General features: G+C 55.6%; 13 protein-coding genes and 1 pseudogene. 8 read left to right on the forward strand and 6 right to left on the reverse strand.

All coding sequences use genetic code 11. The features are described from left to right. The first annotated feature begins 23 nt into the window (after positions 1–23). The 7 genes from AAEZ05_RS03010 (at position 24) to AAEZ05_RS03040 (ending at position 8,287) form a co-directional block, all read left to right on the forward strand. Positions 24–1,298, forward strand: coding sequence for an MFS transporter (locus AAEZ05_RS03010; protein WP_350646588.1), 1,275 nt, complete (start codon positions 24–26; stop codon positions 1,296–1,298). A gap of 113 nt (positions 1,299–1,411) precedes the next feature. Then, positions 1,412–2,755, forward strand: a complete 1,344-nt coding sequence (locus AAEZ05_RS03015; RefSeq protein WP_350646589.1) for an amidohydrolase — start codon at positions 1,412–1,414, stop codon at positions 2,753–2,755. Next, the gene (locus tag AAEZ05_RS03020) at positions 2,752–4,356 is read left to right on the forward strand and encodes a flavin monoamine oxidase family protein (protein ID WP_350646591.1); all 1,605 of its coding nucleotides are present in this window, start codon (positions 2,752–2,754) and stop codon (positions 4,354–4,356) included. The genes AAEZ05_RS03015 and AAEZ05_RS03020 overlap by 4 nt, the downstream gene beginning before the upstream one ends. Positions 4,357–4,366: 10 nt before the next feature. Then, on the forward strand, positions 4,367–4,759 hold the full coding sequence (locus tag AAEZ05_RS03025; RefSeq protein WP_045059528.1) for a c-type cytochrome: 393 nt from the start codon (positions 4,367–4,369) through the stop codon (positions 4,757–4,759). Between the two features lie 26 nt (positions 4,760–4,785). Then, positions 4,786–5,292 carry a RidA family protein gene (locus AAEZ05_RS03030; RefSeq protein WP_045059529.1) on the forward strand — a complete coding sequence of 169 codons (507 nt, stop codon included), beginning with the start codon at positions 4,786–4,788 and terminating at the stop codon, positions 5,290–5,292. Positions 5,293–5,342: 50 nt separating this feature from the next. Beyond that, positions 5,343–6,251, forward strand: a complete 909-nt coding sequence (locus AAEZ05_RS03035) for a LysR family transcriptional regulator (RefSeq protein WP_350646592.1) — start codon at positions 5,343–5,345, stop codon at positions 6,249–6,251. Between the two features lie 353 nt (positions 6,252–6,604). Beyond that, a complete protein-coding gene (locus tag AAEZ05_RS03040) occupies positions 6,605–8,287 on the forward strand; it encodes an EAL domain-containing protein (RefSeq protein WP_350646593.1) in 1,683 nt (560 codons plus the stop codon). A gap of 356 nt (positions 8,288–8,643) precedes the next feature. Here the strand turns inward: AAEZ05_RS03040 and AAEZ05_RS03045 are convergent. From AAEZ05_RS03045 to mhpA, 5 genes and pseudogenes are all read right to left on the reverse strand, one after another. Beyond that, a pseudogene (locus tag AAEZ05_RS03045) lies at positions 8,644–9,002 on the reverse strand (ExbD/TolR family protein). 67 nt (positions 9,003–9,069) lie between these two features. After that, positions 9,070–10,287, reverse strand: a complete 1,218-nt coding sequence (locus AAEZ05_RS03050) for an OprD family porin (RefSeq protein WP_502947755.1) — start codon at positions 10,285–10,287, stop codon at positions 9,070–9,072. A gap of 175 nt (positions 10,288–10,462) precedes the next feature. Then, the gene (locus AAEZ05_RS03055; RefSeq protein WP_350646595.1) at positions 10,463–11,836 is read right to left on the reverse strand and encodes an MFS transporter; all 1,374 of its coding nucleotides are present in this window, start codon (positions 11,834–11,836) and stop codon (positions 10,463–10,465) included. A gap of 197 nt (positions 11,837–12,033) precedes the next feature. Then, positions 12,034–13,035 (reverse strand): fumarylacetoacetate hydrolase family protein, encoded by a 1,002-nt coding sequence (locus AAEZ05_RS03060; RefSeq protein ID WP_350646596.1) that lies wholly within the window; start codon positions 13,033–13,035, stop codon positions 12,034–12,036. A 44-nt stretch (positions 13,036–13,079) separates the two neighbouring features. Next, a complete protein-coding gene (gene mhpA / locus AAEZ05_RS03065) occupies positions 13,080–14,558 on the reverse strand; it encodes a bifunctional 3-(3-hydroxy-phenyl)propionate/3-hydroxycinnamic acid hydroxylase MhpA (protein WP_045059534.1) in 1,479 nt (492 codons plus the stop codon). A gap of 85 nt (positions 14,559–14,643) precedes the next feature. Between mhpA and AAEZ05_RS03070 the strand changes: the two genes are divergently transcribed. Continuing rightward, the gene (locus AAEZ05_RS03070; protein ID WP_045059535.1) at positions 14,644–15,198 is read left to right on the forward strand and encodes a VOC family protein; all 555 of its coding nucleotides are present in this window, start codon (positions 14,644–14,646) and stop codon (positions 15,196–15,198) included. Between the two features lie 139 nt (positions 15,199–15,337). Here the strand turns inward: AAEZ05_RS03070 and AAEZ05_RS03075 are convergent, their stop codons facing one another. Then, positions 15,338–15,724 (reverse strand): nuclear transport factor 2 family protein, encoded by a 387-nt coding sequence (locus tag AAEZ05_RS03075; RefSeq protein ID WP_045059536.1) that lies wholly within the window; start codon positions 15,722–15,724, stop codon positions 15,338–15,340. Between the last annotated feature and the right edge of the window lie 7 nt (positions 15,725–15,731).

The raw sequence follows: 15,731 nt of genomic DNA on the forward strand, positions 1-15,731 counted from the left end.
CTGACGAGCCGGGATCTGTCCCGGTGAGTCTCGATGCGGCGCAGACACGCAAAATCGTGATCGCTGCCTATATCGGTACTGCCCTGGAGTGGTACGACTTTTTTCTGTTCGGCACCGTGGCGGCGATCGTATTCGCGCCGCTGTTTTTCCCTGGTGACGTCCCGGCTATCTCGATCATGGGAGCATTCTTAAGTTTCGGTGTTGGTTTTGCTGCCCGCCCCCTGGGAGCAGTGATTTTTGGGCATATCGGTGACAAATATGGGCGTCGCAGCGCATTGGTCATCACCGTGATGATGATGGGACTGGCCACGACCATGATCGGCTTTTTGCCGACCTACGCCACGGCCGGTATCGTCGCCCCGATTTTGCTGACTATCCTGCGTGCCGTACAAGGTATTGCTGCAGGTGGTGAATGGGGCGGTGCAACATTGCTGGCGATCGAATATGCGCCACCGAAAAAGCGCGGCCTGTACGCTGCCATTGTGCAGCTGGGTTCGCCGACGGGCACCTTGCTGTCGTCGGGTGCCGTCGCCCTGGCCGCTTCTTTGCCGGGCGACGCGTTCCTGGAATGGGCGTGGCGGGTGCCATTTGCGGTGTCCATCGTGCTGGTTGGCGTAGCACTGTGGTTGCGCTGGAAAGTCGAAGAGACTCCGGCTTTTCAACGCCTGGCCAGTGAGAACAAAACCGAGAAAATGCCGGTGCTCGAACTATTCCGCCAAGTTCCTGGACGGCTCGTGCTGGGCATCGCCACCTATCTGTATTGCAATGCCGGTTTCTTCATCATCACCGCGTTCATGATCAGCTATGTCACCAAGACGCTGAACTTGCCTAGCCACGTCATTCTCACGGCGTTGACCTGTGGAGCGGTCATGCAAATGATCACCCTCGTGGTGTCCGGCAAGCTGGCTGATCGGATTGGCTCGACGCAAACGGTGATCATCGGCTACATCATTACCCTGGCCCTGGCTTTCCCGATCTTCTGGCTGGTTGATACCCGTGAACCCATGTACATCAACCTTGCAATGATCCTCGGCCTTGGGTTGTCAACCGTGGCCTACGCCCCCATCGGCAATGTCCTGACTCGGCTGTTTCCCGCGCACTTGCATTACAGCGGTCTGGGGTTGTCGGCCAACCTTTCCGGCCTGATCGCAGGGTTCATGCCGGCTCTGGCCACTGGGTTCCTGATGTTGTCGGATGGCAAGTCATGGGGGCCTGCGCTGCTCCTCAGCCTGATCGCCGCCATCTCGCTGAGCGCTACGGTCATTACGTTATTCGTAACTCGCCATCAGCCTGACTGAGTTTCCCTCAGGGTGATTGGCTATACGGCAATCACCCTTTTTTCAACACGTATGGCTTCTCCTGGTTTCGCCAAGGGCAGGAGAGGTGTGCCTGTTCGTTAAAGAGAGTTCCAATGAAATCCATCTATCCGCTGCTGTTCGTTTCAATGCTGGCCGCTGGACTCACCAGCGCTGCACAAGCCAGCGTGCCCGATGACTGGGTCAAGGCCGCCGCCTTGCTGGAAGAGCCGGCGGTCATCGCGCTGCGGCACAAAATCCACCAGCACCCCGAGCTCGGCAACCAGGAGTTTAAGACTTCCAAGCTGGTCGCTGATCGCCTCCAGTCGCTTGGCATTGATGTCCGGACTGGCGTCGCTAACACCGGAGTTATTGGTGTTCTCAAAGGTGGCAAGCCAGGACCGGTAATGGCCTTGCGCGCGGACATGGACGCATTGCCAGTACAAGAACCTGCAGGTCTGGCCTTCGCGAGCACGGCACGAGCGCAATATCAGAGCAAAGAAGTCCCAGTGATGCATGCCTGTGGGCACGATGCCCATACCGCAATGTTACTGGGGGCGGCGAAGCTGTTGGCCGATCACCGGGAGCAGATTGCGGGTACCGTGGTGTTCGTGTTTCAGCCCGCGGAGGAGGGTGGCGCGAACATCGACAACTTCACCCAGGGCGCCGAAATCGGCGCACGAAAAATGATCGCCGAGGGCGTGCTGGACAATCCGAAAGTCGACGCCATCTTTGGTTTGCACGTCATGGCCGGGCTGCCGAGCGGACACATCCGCTACAAACCGGGGCCGACCCTGAACAGTGCTGATGGCCTGCGCATTACCGTAACAGGACGCCAGGTGCATGGATCGATGCCTTGGAAAGGCGCGGATCCGGTAGTGGCCGGTGCGCAAATGATCACTGCCATGCAGACGCTCATCAGCCGTCGCGCAGACCTGAGTCAAGGCATGGGCGTCGTTACCATTGGTGCAATCAACGGCGGGACGGTCGGCAATATCATCCCGGAAACCTTGTCAATGCTGGGCACGGTGCGCACCAACAACAATGAGATCCGCGACGGCATCCTCAGTCAATTGCCGCCGATGATCGAACATGTTGCCCAGGCTAATGGGGTTACCGCCAAAGTCGAACTCGCGGAGTACGCGCCGGTGCTGATGAACGATAAGCGCCTGACTCGCATGATGGCGGCTTCGATGAAAAAGGCCGCTGATGGCAACGCTAAACTCACCCCGAACTTCTCTCCCGCGAGTGAGGACTTCGCCCATTACGCGAACAAGGTCCCTGCGCTGTTCGTGTTCCTCGGAGCAACTTCTCCGGACCAGGACATGCTCAAAGCACCCGTCAACCACAGCCCGTTTTTTACCGTTGACGATGCCACGCTCAAAACCGGTGTGCGCGCCCATGTCGAGTTCATTCTCAACTATCCGCTGATCGCGGGTTTGGGGGGCAAGTCGTCATGATCGATCAAGCCAAAGTGACACGCCGCACGCTGCTGCGGTGGATAGGCAACACGGCCGGTGCTGCCGCAATGTACCAGGCCATGAGCGCCTTGAGCTTTGCCGGCGAGTCGACCTACGCGGGGGATTTTAAGCTGAGCCAGGCACCGAAAGGTTCGACAGTGCTGGTCCTGGGTGCTGGTCTCGCGGGCATGACGGCTGCGTATGAGCTGCGCCAGGCCGGTTACAAGGTCAAAGTCCTGGAATATAACGCCAAGGCCGGAGGCCGTTGCTGGACCTTGCGTGGCGGTGATCGCTTCACCGAATTGGGGGGTGCCGTCCAGGAGTGCAGGTTCGATCCGGGCCTGTATTTCAACCCGGGGCCTTGGCGAATTCCCTACCATCACTACGCCATTCTGGATTACTGCAAAAAATTCGAGGTCAAGCTCGAGCCCTTCGTGCAGGTGAACCACAATGCGCTCGTGCACAACAGCCAGGCGTTCGCTGGAAAGCCCAAGCGCTACCGCGAAGTCCAGGCCGATTACCAGGGCCATATTGCCGAGTTGCTGAGCAAGGCCGTCAACCAGGGCGCGCTGGATCAGGAAGTTACGGCCGAAGATCGGCAAAAACTCCTGGAAAGCCTTCGGGTCTGGGCTGGCCTTGATGCCGATAATCAGTACCGCCAGTCAACGACCAGCAGCCTGCGTCGCGGCTTTGCCGTGGATGCCGGTGGCGGCCTGATGCCGGCAGCCCAGCCCTCGCCAATCATCGAGCGCCAGGCGCTGCTGCAGTCAGGCATGTGGCTGTACCTGATGGTCGGTCAGTTGCATGAATTCCAGACCACCCTGTTCCAGCCAGTAGGAGGGATGGACATGATTGCCCAGGCGTTCGCCCGCCAACTGCAGGGGGTAATCCAGTTCAATTCCAAGATTACCCGCATCCAGCAGAACGCCCAGGGTGTGAGCGTCACCTGGGAAAGCAGCGAGGGTGGCCAACCCCGGCAGGAGCAGGCGGATTGGTGCGTTTGCACGTTGCCGCTGTCGATCCTGAGCCAGATCCCGATCGACTGCGGCGCGTCGATGCAGGCAGCCATTCGCGCGGTGCCATACAACGCCTCGGTGAAAATCGGCTTGCAGTTCAAACGACGGTTCTGGGAACAGGACGAACATATCTACGGCGGTGTGAGTTACACGGACTCACCCATGCAGCAGATCGGTTACCCCAATTGCGATTACGGCAGTCGTGGCAAAGGCGTGTTGCTGGGTGGCTATCTCTGGGAGAACAACAACGCTTTCGAATTTACTGCCATGACACCTGAAGAGCGCATCAGAAAAGCTGTCGAATACGGCGCTCAAGTTCACCCGCAATACCCAGCCGAGTTTGACAACGGCATCGCCGTCGGCTGGCATCGTGTGCCTTGGAGCAACGGGTGTTATGGAGCGTGGACCGAGGCATCGCGGGAAGCTCACTACAACAATCTGTGTCAGATCGATGGTCGCCTGGTACTGGCCGGGGAGCATGTCTCGCACCTGCCGGCCTGGCAGGAAGGCGCCATCCTTTCAGCACAGGATGCGATCACCCGTCTGCATGCGCACATTGTCGCCCATGCAAGCGCGAAGGTCTGAGGAGCAGTAAATGAAACGACGTTATTCAGCCTTACTGTTGATCTTGTTGGCGAGTGGGCACGCGCATGCGCTGGACCCGCAAGTGTCCGCTCCCGGCAAACATTTTGAGCAACGAGAGGGCGAGGGCCTGTTCAAGGCCATCTGTCAGGGGTGTCACATGGCAAAGGGTCAAGGTGCGCAGGGTGCTGGAGCCTATCCGGCTTTGGCAAACAATCCGCGGCTGTCTGCGGACGCTTACCCGGTGTTCATGGTGGCTCAAGGGCAGGGCGGCATGCCTGCCTTCAAGAGCTTCCTCGACGACGAACAGATCGCTGCGGTAGTGACCTACATCCGCACGCACAACGGCAATGCATTCAATGAACCGGTAAACATGGCAACGGTAAAAGCGCTGACAGGCCGCTGAACTGACCACAAAATTGAGGGAAAACGATGCTTATTAACTCCATCCATCAGGCGCTTGGCGCTACTCTGGGACTATTTATGCTGCTCGCTCAGGCCAATGCCGGTGAATTGATCCGCCACAAAATTCCCAATACCGATTTTCCGGTCGCATTGGCAATTGAGATTCCGGCAAACTCCACGTTGGTGAATTTCAGTGGCGCGGTGCCCGCGATTATCCATGCCGATCAGGATAAAAACACCGTCGCCGCCTATGGCGATACCCAGGCGCAAACGGTAAATGTACTGCAGGGTATCGAAACGTCGCTGAAGCGCCTTGGTCTGGGCATGGCTGACGTCGTGAAAATGCAGGTGTACCTGGTGGGGGATCCGGCGAAGCAAGGCAAAATGGATTTTGCCGGTTTTATGAAGGGCTACACCGGCTTTTTCGGCACTGCACAACAACCGCTCCTGCCGACTCGTTCCGTGTTTCAGGTGGCCGGTCTTGCCAACCCGGGGTATCTGGTTGAAATAGAAGTCACCGCGGTTCGTCCCTGAACGAGTGATACGCTGAGAGCGCGGTCATCAAGCTGCGCTTCATTTCTCGAATGCACAATGGTACAGGTGCCATGAACTTACGCCGTGTCGAGTGTTTTCTCGCCGTAGTCGATTTTGGTACGGTTACCGCTGCCGCCCCGCAATTGCATATGGCCCAGCCGGCCCTAAGTCGTCAGATACAGAGTTTCGAAGGCGAACTAGGCTTCAAGCTGTTCGATAATCAACGCAACCGCCTGCGACTGACACCCGCTGGCCGTGAGCTGGTGCCTTTGGCGCGACAACTGTTGAGCAACGCACGGTCGGTAAAAGCTGCGGCACAGAGCTGGTCGAAGGGGCATATCCAGCGCCTGCATCTGGGCGCTACCTATGCCACGATCGCCGGTCTGATCGCGCCTTTTATCAGCATGTTGAAAGCCGAGGACCCATTGATCCTCACCCATGAGTCGTCGCATTTCGGTTTGCACGAACTGCTGCATAGCGGGATGGACATGGTGGTCTCGCCCATCACTCCGCAGCAAGATTGCGCCACTTTGCAATTAGGCCTGGTGCTGCTTCGAGCCTATGTGAACAGCGACCATCCTTGGGCCATTAAAAAGATGAGCAGGGTTACGCTTGCTGAATTGGCGGATCAGCCCCTGTTGTTGCCTAGCAGCTCCAGTGTCAGTCGGATTGAGCTGGATCTGGCCATGACACGCGAAGGTTTGCGGTATTCGTCGGTCGAAGAGTGTGACCAATCACCCATCATCCAGGCACTGGCGGCTAATGGACGGGGAGTGGGTGTTGTCACGGATTTGCCGCGCTACGGGCTACATGGTGTGCTGATCCAGGCATCGGCACGGACACCGGAGGTGAATCTTGGGGTGACTCTGCATGCCGCATGGGATCGTCAGCATTACAGCACTCTGACGCTGGAAAGCCTGGCGCAGCGCCTTAAGGCTTTCTTGCACAGCATCCATTAGCTCGTTGTAGGCTCTTCCCGAGTGGTCGGCATCAGAACCATTGCGTCGCACCCTCGGACGAAGGTTCTGTGCATGACGCTTCGTGATCTGGTTGTTTGCTCACCGGTATGACCAAGCCAAGCTTCACCGGCCACGCTTTTAGGAAGTCCCAAAATTTAAATGGATACCTGCAACTCCGGGCGTTGAGCTTGACCAGAGCAAAGCGCGGGCTCTGGCGGTGTGATCACTCTGCTTTAATGTGTTGGTCATACGCTTCCAGTTGGCGGAATTGGTCTCGTTAAGAAAAGCGCCCAAAGGACACCCCTCAATGTCATAACAATTTCGATGCTTGACATAACCAGGATGGCGAATCTATGAGCGCACAGACAATTAGCGAAGATGGGAATGAACACCTACGCCTACTTTTCCAGCACACACCTGGATTCATGTGTGTACTTCGCGGCCGGCAGCACATCTTTGAGCTCGCAAACGACGCTTACTATCAGCTGATTGGTCACCGTCAGATTCTAGGCTCCGCGTTAGCTGACGCTCTCCCCGAAGTAATAGAGCAGGGTTATCTGGATAAGCTAGACCACGTCTTTGCTACGGGCGAACCTTTCATAGGGCGCGCTCTGCCGATTCAATTACAATGTGTGTTAGATGGTCCACTGACGCAGTGCTATATCGACCTGATTTACCAACCAATTCGAGCTTCTAGCGGTCAGATATCCGGAATATTTGTTCAAGGCCACGATGTCACAGAAGCGCATAACCTCGCCCAGGATATTTCTTACCAGGCCGCTCACGATTCTTTGACAGGACTGTACAACCGTCGAGAGTTTGATAAAAAAAGTCACGAACTCGACAGGTTTTCTGGCACTCACGCCTTGTTGTACATGGATTTGGACCATTTCAAAATAATCAATGATCGTGGTGGCCATGATGCAGGCGATGCTTTGTTGCGGAAGGTGGCTGCAATTCTAAAACAGCATGTAAGACATACCGATCTCCTGGCGCGCCTCGGCGGTGACGAGTTTGCCCTGATCTTGCGTGACTGCTCTGAAACAGATGCCATAGAACTGGCACACACGTTGCGCAGTAAAATTCGTGACATTCCTTTTTTTTGGAACGAACGGCGTTATAGCGTGACCCTCAGCGTCGGTCTTGTGGGATTTGGTACTCTTCAGTTCCTTCCATTCAGTGAGGCTTTGAGTCTAGCCGATATCGCTTGCTTTCTAGCCAAAGAAAAAGGTCGAGACCGAGTCCAAGTTAGCCACGCCGACGATTTGGAAATCACTGAACGGCAGCGTGACATGGACTGGGTCAATCATATCAAGGATTGCATTAGGGACGATCGAGTCGTACTTTATGGACAACGCTTCACCGCCATGCTGGTGCAGGACCACGGTTCAGTCGAGTGTCGTGAAGTACTGGCCCGTTTGTTGGATACTGAAGGTAATTTGATTTACCCGGGATCGTTTATACCCCCAGCCGAACGCTTTGGCCTTATTGACGAACTAGATCGCCATATTATTCGCAAAGCGTTCTCGAACCTGCAAAGTTTGCCGGTACATCAACGGGCCAAAACTCGCTATTTTATTAATGTATCGGGTGTCACCTTAAGTACCCCTGGTTTTTCTGCATACATTGCACGGATGCTAGCTGACTACGTGGATGTGCAGCCGTGCCAGGTATGCTTCGAAGTGACAGAAACAGCGGCCATCTGGAGCTTGCCGCACACCGCTGCAGTTATCCAACAGCTCGTCGATCAAGGGTTCAGTTTTGCGCTGGATGATTTTGGCAGCGGGATGTCTTCCTTTTCTTATCTTCAGCAACTGCCCGTCCAGTACGTCAAAATAGACGGCGAATTTATCAAAGGGATTCTGACCCATTCGGCAGGTGCCTCTATCGTAGAAGCCGTTGTGAAGGTCGCTCGTGCGATGAATATTTTAACGGTCGCCGAGTCGGTTGAATTTCCCGAGTTCCTGCCCCTATTGCTAGAGATCGGTGTTGACTACGGCCAAGGATACGCGCTGCATCGGCCAGAGCCACTGTAGGTCAGTACTCGTAGAGGGGAAACGCAAGCCAAGAATCATCTGCGAGGCTGATGTTCTAAAACCCGCACCATGTAAAATGTAAAAAAGCCGTTTTGAAGTAAGCGGCCCACAAAACAGCAACTGTCCTGACGCCCCAATATTTAAAAGTGTGCCGTCATTGGTGCGGGCTTACGAGGTGATTACCAAAGCAGTATGTTCATCCGACACTGGGAGTGTTTGCTGCATGTCGTGAAATAGCCAGCGCGGGATGTCGTGCAGGAGGGTTAGGTAGAAGACCCAACGGATACCGTGCGAAGATACACTCTACTTGACCACCTGTTTTATTAACGCGGAATAATTACCGACAACTTGGTAATTCATGCGCGCTTGATCGATGCTATGCCCCGCGCGACTTCGCCGTAATTCCCCGTCATCCGTCGGCAATTGCACGCGTACTTCCGGGTCCTTGGCCTTGGCCGACTTTAGGTTGAAACTCCAGCAGATCGGGCTGGATTTCATCTTGTTGAGAAACAGTTTGCCGGGGCCGTTGATGCTTACCACCAGCGGATCCTTCTGCTCTACCGGCGCCACGGTTTCGGTCTTGGGCACGTTGATCGGAATGGCGCTGGTTAGCACTGCGGCGGTCACGATAAACACCACCAGCATCACATCCACACAGGGGTGTCACCTTGATTTCGCTCAGCACCTCATCACTGTATTGCACAGAGATGACCATATGAGGCCGCCTGCTTCATTTTCTGCGTACCGTCCTGAGCCGTAACAGCGGTGGCGCCAGACAGGGATCACCATAGTGCCAAGGTGTAACCGAGGATTATTCGGTTCTCATCGACAGCGGTGGTCAAGCCATTGCCTGAGCGAAACGTCACGTTGCGCCACCGTATGCTCACGTCCTTTAATACGCCGCTCTGGATGACATACGCGATATCGGTGTCGCGTTCGCGCTCTATGCCATTATCGAGGCTGGCGGTCTTGGCGTGACGGCCGTTGGTGTAACGGGTCATAAAGGTTAGGCCGGGAATGCCTTGGGCTGCGAAGTCATAGTCGTAGCGCAGTTGCCAGGAGTCCTCGTCGGCGCGAGTGTAGGTGTTGTAGGTCACCAGGTTGACCACGTAGGGATCGCCACCGTTGAGAAACGGGAAGGCGCTGGCTCCGGACAACTGCTGCCAGGTGGCGCTGACTTTGTGCGCGCCCTTAACCAACGTGAACATGCTGTTGAAGTTGCGGTTGTCAATGCGCCCGGCGCGTTCGGCGCCGTCGCCGCGGCTGTCGAAGTAGCGCAGGTCGCTGCGCACGCTGAAGCCATTGCCCAAAGGCTGGGTGTGCACCAGACCGACGAAATGCTGGCGATAGATCTGATCGAGCTTACCGTAGTAGTAGCTTAGGTTCAGTTGCGGGTTGAAGGCGTAGCTGCCACCGGCAAAATCGAAGTGATCGCTGCTGGCGATGCCATAACCGATGTCGTCATTGCTCGACGAGTCGCGCAGATTGGTTTTGGTCAGACGTCCGGTATTGACCGTCAGGCCGCTAATTTCCTGGCTGGTCAGCAAGCCGCCCTGGAAAGTGGAGGCCAGCATACGGTTGTCATTATAGGTCGCCACTGGTAGCAGCGGTTGTAGGGTACCGATTTTCAGTACGCTTTTGGATGCGCGTAATTTGCCGGTCAAGCCCAGCGTGCTGAACTCGTCGGCCGGTTCGTGACTGTCGGGGCCATATGGCAGCAGACCGGTTCCCCGCCGGTCAGGGCTGGAGTCGAGCTTGACCCCCAATTTCCCGAGGGCATCAAGGCCAAAGCCGAACGTGCCATTGGTGTAGCCAGACTCGATTCGCGCCGTGAAGCTCTGGGCCCATTCAGCGGCGATGGATTGCGGGGCATTGTCCTGACGGAAATCGCGGTTGAGGTAGAAGTTACGCATTTCAATTCGGGCCTTACTGTCATCGATAAAGTCAGCCTTAGCGGGGGGAGAGAGCGCGGGTGCGCTAATTATGATCATGACCAACATCAGTTTTTTACGGGCGTGAATGTATGCGGGATTCATTATTTTTATTCCCTTGAAGCAGGCTGTTTTTCATTCAGGAAGGTGGTGAGCCAGTTTCCGGCTCACCTCGATTCTTCGGAGCGAACCTTTAATGGTCGCCCTTCGGGTATTAATTTAAAAACGGCGCCACCTCTCTTCTCTAGTGCGCATTGGCAGTAGCCAAGCGAGCGGAGCTTTTCTTGCCAGGTAGGTGACTGCGTACTAGCAACAACGCGATGACGGCGGCGGCCATGCCGGCGCCGAGCATTACCAGGAAGCCTGAGAGGCCGCCAAAAGTAATTACAGCCGCTCCAATGAAGGCACTCAAAATGCCCCCCATCCTGCCGAATGCCAGGGCTGTAGCCATGCCAGTTGCACGAACCTCTGTCGGATAGACATGGGCGCACAAGCCATAGAGCGAGGTCTGTACGGCGTTAACAAAGAAACCGTGGACGCCAAAGCCGGCAATGACTAAACCCGCGTTATGACTGATATCGAGGCCCAACATCGCAAAAGCGCTCAGGGCGGCTAGGGACCCACAGATCAACAAAGGAACGCGTGACCCAAATCTGGTGATGGCATAGGCGCAAAATAGCGAACCTAGCACCCCCCCCAAGTTATGGGCGGCCAGGGCCTGACTGGCCAACGCCATTGACAGGCCTTCGGCCGATAGTACGGCCGGTAGCCAGTTGAAAGCGCTATACAGTGATAGCACGACGCTGAAAAATGCCAGACATATGGCGATAGTGTCCCGCGCGAAAGCCGCCTGAAACAGAGCTTTAAAGCCTAACCTCTTAGGTGATGGACGTTCTGCACTGTCGGCAAACTCAGAACTCTCTGAGATCGTGTGCCCCATGCGTTTTAGAATATGGATAAGTTCGGGCCAGCGTCGTTGGTGGCGCGCCAAATAGCGAGGGGACTCGGGCAGAAACACGAAGAGCAGCAAACTTAACAATATGGGCATTGAACCGCCAACCCAAAACAACCACTGCCAACCATGGCGAGATAGAACCCAAGCAGCAAAAAGTCCGGCGATCATCCCGCCGAGAGGGAAGCATACGATGGTCAGGGTTATAGCCATTGTGCGCTGACGAGCAGGGGTGTATTCGGCGGTGAGAGTGGCAGCGCAAGGCAATGCTGCGCCAATGCCCAAACCTGCTATAAAACGCAAAATCGTGACGCCCTCAACGTTCGAGGCAAAGCCGATTAGGATAGTAGCCGTTCCAAATAGCAAACAGCTGGTCGCTAGCACTCTACTTCGTCCAATGCGGTCTGCCAGACAACCACCGCAAGCCATGCCTATAGCCATACCAATAAGGCCAGCTGCTAATACCGAGCTAAACGCGGCGCGGGAAACACCCCATTCTTCCATCAATTGGGGGATGGCGAACCCGATCAGCTGTGAGTCGAAACCATCAAGAATTATCGCCATTGCGGTCATGAAAATGACTAATTTCTGCATGCCCAATAAGGGGCTGCTATCGAGAAACATGCCAATATCAATTTTTTGAATTGGCGCGCTTGTAGAGTTCATACTTTGCCCTCCACCGTTTTAAAAACGTTAGTTCGGCAAATATTTGAATGGTCTAAGGGCGTGACTTGAGAAACGCTGCATAGCATCATGTCTGCGACTCCTGAGCGATAATTGTTTTTATTAGGGCGTATCTAAACGTTAAAAAGCCGCTGCTGGGCATGCCCAGTAGCGGCTTGCTGCCTGGCATAGCAGGGGGGTTATGCGTTCTTAACTGGCCCTTGGTACTGAACCACGGTCTGCTCTATCGCACCGAACACGGATTGGCCATCAGCATCCAGCATTTCTACTCGCACGCGGTCACCAAACTGGAGATGAGGTGTATGCATCTCACCGGTCGCTAGTTTCTCCAGCATCCTCTTTTCCTGAATGCAGGCTGTGCCCACCGAAGTGTCACGGTTCGATACTGTGCCGGAGCCGATAATGGTTCCGGCTCGCAGTTCGCGAGTTTGTGCGGCATGGGCGATCAGGCGAGGGAAGTCAAAGTAGCAGTCAACACCTGCATCTGGCTTGCCCAGGAGGCTGTCATTGACGTGGCAGATCAAGGGAAGAAGCACCTTGCCGCCATCCCAGGCTCCACCCAGCTCTTCAGGGGTTATGGCAACCGGAGAAAATGCGGTAGAAGGCTTCGAGACGAGGAAGCCAAAGCCCTTTGCCAACTCGGCTGGCATGATATTGCGCAGGCTTACGTCATTCAGAATCATGACCAGCTTGATGTGCTTGCTTGCTTCCTCGACGGAAACGCCCATGGGTACGTCGTCGGTCACGATGGCGACCTCACCCTCCAGGTCAATTCCCCATTCAGATTTGGCTACCAGGATTGGGTCGCGAGGTCCGATAAAGGAATCCGATGCGCCCTGATAAAGCATGGGGTCGTGATAGAGCTGTTCTGGCATCTCCGCGTTGCGCGCTTTACGTACCAACTCTGCATGATTGAGATATGCAGAGCCATCGCACCACTGGAAAGTACGTGGCAGAGGCGACTCCAGCTGGCATTGCTCAAAATCAAAAGCGCCGAGCGCCTGGCCGGCGTTGAGCTTATCGGAGAGTGCTTTCAGCTGTGGTTGTACTTTTGGCCACTCTTCAAGTGCTTCGAGCAACGTCGCTGCAATTCCCTCTGCTGGAACGGCCTTTTTGAGGTCACTCGAAACTAGAACTAGTGCACCGTCGCGACGGCCATTTTTTAGTGATGCAAACTTCATATTATTTTCCTTACTAAGGGTTGCGGAGAGAGCTGCTTCGAGCCTCAGGGTTTAATCCAAGCGGCCAGATGCTCCAGCGTGAGAGGTAAATCGGCGAGGTTGGCTAGGCCGTCGAAGACATACCTGTCAGGGCGCAGCAGCACCGCTGCGAGATTGTTGTCCTTTAACCATTGCTGAGATCTCAGACCTCCATCGCGAATAACCTTGACGCCGAGGACTTCCAGCAGTCCTCCGGTCTCCGCTGTCAGCTGATGGGCTTGAGTTGCTTCGATCACTAAGCAGAAGTGTGGACCGACCAGGTCATCCAGCCAGTGGCCGTCGGGCAGCACGGATTGGAAGCCGATCTTGCCGACGATTCCTTCTGTTCCCATATGCACGCCGGGGCCTAAAGTTGGGCGGGGGAAAGGAAAACAAAGGCCCTTACTCTTAAGCTCGGTATTGCGCACGGATGCCGCCTGGGGGCACGTCTCCTGAATGATCCCGCCTAGCTGTACGGCAAGGTCGACGAATTCACGGGCGTGTGGTTTACGCTCAGGCTCGTAGGTGTTCAGGATCCCAGCGCTATCAGGATGGGCTATGGCCTGCGCAAGTTTCCATGACAGATTGGCTGCGTCACGCGCAGCGGCGCACAGTCCTTGGCCGAGGAACGGCGGCGTCTGGTGGGCCGCGTCTCCGGCGATAAACAGGCGACCCTTTTGCCATTCCTGACTGATCAAGGAGTGGAACATATAGGTGGCCGCACGCTCCAGCTTGCCTTGAGAAGGCCTTACCCAAGGCGCCAATAGTTCCCAGACTTTCTCCGGGTGAGTGATTTCGGTCTGGTCGTCGCTGTCCAGCAGCATGATTTCCCAGCGCCTGCGAAGTGGCGTGATGTAGTTCGAAGTGGCTGGGCGGGACGGGTTGCAGTGCTGCACGGTGTGCTCAGGGAGGTCCAGTGGTCGATACAACTGCACATCGACGACTAACCACGCTTGGTGCAGGCCGAGATCCTCGTGGCTTTCGCCTATCCACTGGCGAACGATCGAGCGGGCTCCGTCACAACCCACTACATAGCGAGCTTCAATTTGCTCACTCTGACCTGTTTGGCCATTCAGTACACTCAGAGTGACCCCTACATCATCTTGACGAAAATCCGTCACCTGTACGCCTTCACGCAACTCTACATGGGGGAAACGGGAGAGGCCGGCACGAACTGCCTTTTCAAGGTCGGGTTGATGGAAGTAGTAGTCGTTATGCCATCCCTGGTCACCCAGACCCTGTTGGCCCTCCCGTACCACCAGGGTTTCTCCCTCGGCATCCACCCAGTGCATGCCATGCCCAGGGCGGCTTAATGCCAGCACTTCATTAGCCATACCAGCCGCTTGGATGATGCGCATGGTTTCCCCGTCGATATGAACTGCACGGGGTATCTCCAGCACTCCAGCTGCTCGCTCAAGCACCAGCGTGCTTACGCCCAATTCCCCCAGAAGATTGGCGAGGAGGGCGCCGGTGGGCCCGCAGCCGATGATAACGACGTCTTTCATTTTTATTCCGCCTTGTTTGTCACAATATGAGAATAATGGTATTTATAGGTGGCGGTGTCAAAGAAAAAATTGAGAGGAAATCACAATGAGCAAAAATACTGGATTGAAGTTCAGCCACATGGGCATCTTCGCCCGGGATGTCGAGGCGCTAGGAGCCTTCTACTCTGAGGTTCTGGGTTTCACCATTACGGATAGGGGGAGCTTGGAGGGGCCGAACGGGCGCATCGACTTGGTATTCACCAGTCGCGATCCGGATGTGCACCATCAGATAGTTTTGGTCTCGGGACGCCCGGAGCATCTCGACTTCAATGTCGTCAATCAAATCTCGATGACGGCAGACTCGATAGAAACGCTTCAGGCGTTTCACCAGCGGCTCAAGGAGGCTCCGGTCACGGAGTTGGCGCCAGTTACTCACGGCAATGCGCTATCACTGTATTTCCGCGACCCGGAGGGCAACCGTATCGAAATCTATGTCGATACACCTTGGTACGTTAGCCAGCCGATGCGAGTGCCAATGCCGATTGAGTTACCGCCAGACGAGTTACTGGCCTGGGCTGAAGTCCATGCACGAAAGCTTCCAGGCTTCCGTCCCCGTAGTGAATGGCGGACAGAAATGGCCAGGCTCATGGGTGTGGATTGATCACACCAGGGCATAAGGTCGCGGGGCTTAGCTATGCGCCCCGCACTCGTAGCGGAATGAAGTTTCTCGCCGAAAAGAGACGGAATTTAGCGCGCCTAGAGCCGATAGGTTGTCGCGGACCGCTATTGGTGGTCGGCTTTTAAACCTTGGGACAGCCTTGGTGGGCGAATAGCCTCCAGCGCCGTCCACCGGCCAGCTCTTCGTTCGCCCATACAGTCATAAACAGGCTACTCACCGCCTTCTCCTGACCTGCCTTGAGCACCTTTGCGGTCATCAGCCCTGTCACTATCAGACTGTCATCGGATGCTTGGGCACCGATCTGGGAAAATTCGAGAGACAGATATTTCAGGCTCCCATCCGCTAGCTTGGTCAAAAAACTGTTCTTGTTATCTCTGACACCGGTGGAGTGCATATAGACCAGCTTGGGTGATAGCAGCAAATCTAACTCGGCTTGATCTGATTTTAAAAGAGCTTCGCATCGGCGTCGCTCTAGGCAGGAGGCGAGGTGTACGTGGGCGTTCAACACGACAGAA

Origin of the sequence: Pseudomonas sp. HY13-MNA-CIBAN-0226, assembly GCF_040310305.1 — a bacterium.
GTDB classification, from domain to species: Bacteria; Pseudomonadota; Gammaproteobacteria; order Pseudomonadales; family Pseudomonadaceae; genus Aquipseudomonas; species Aquipseudomonas gregormendelii.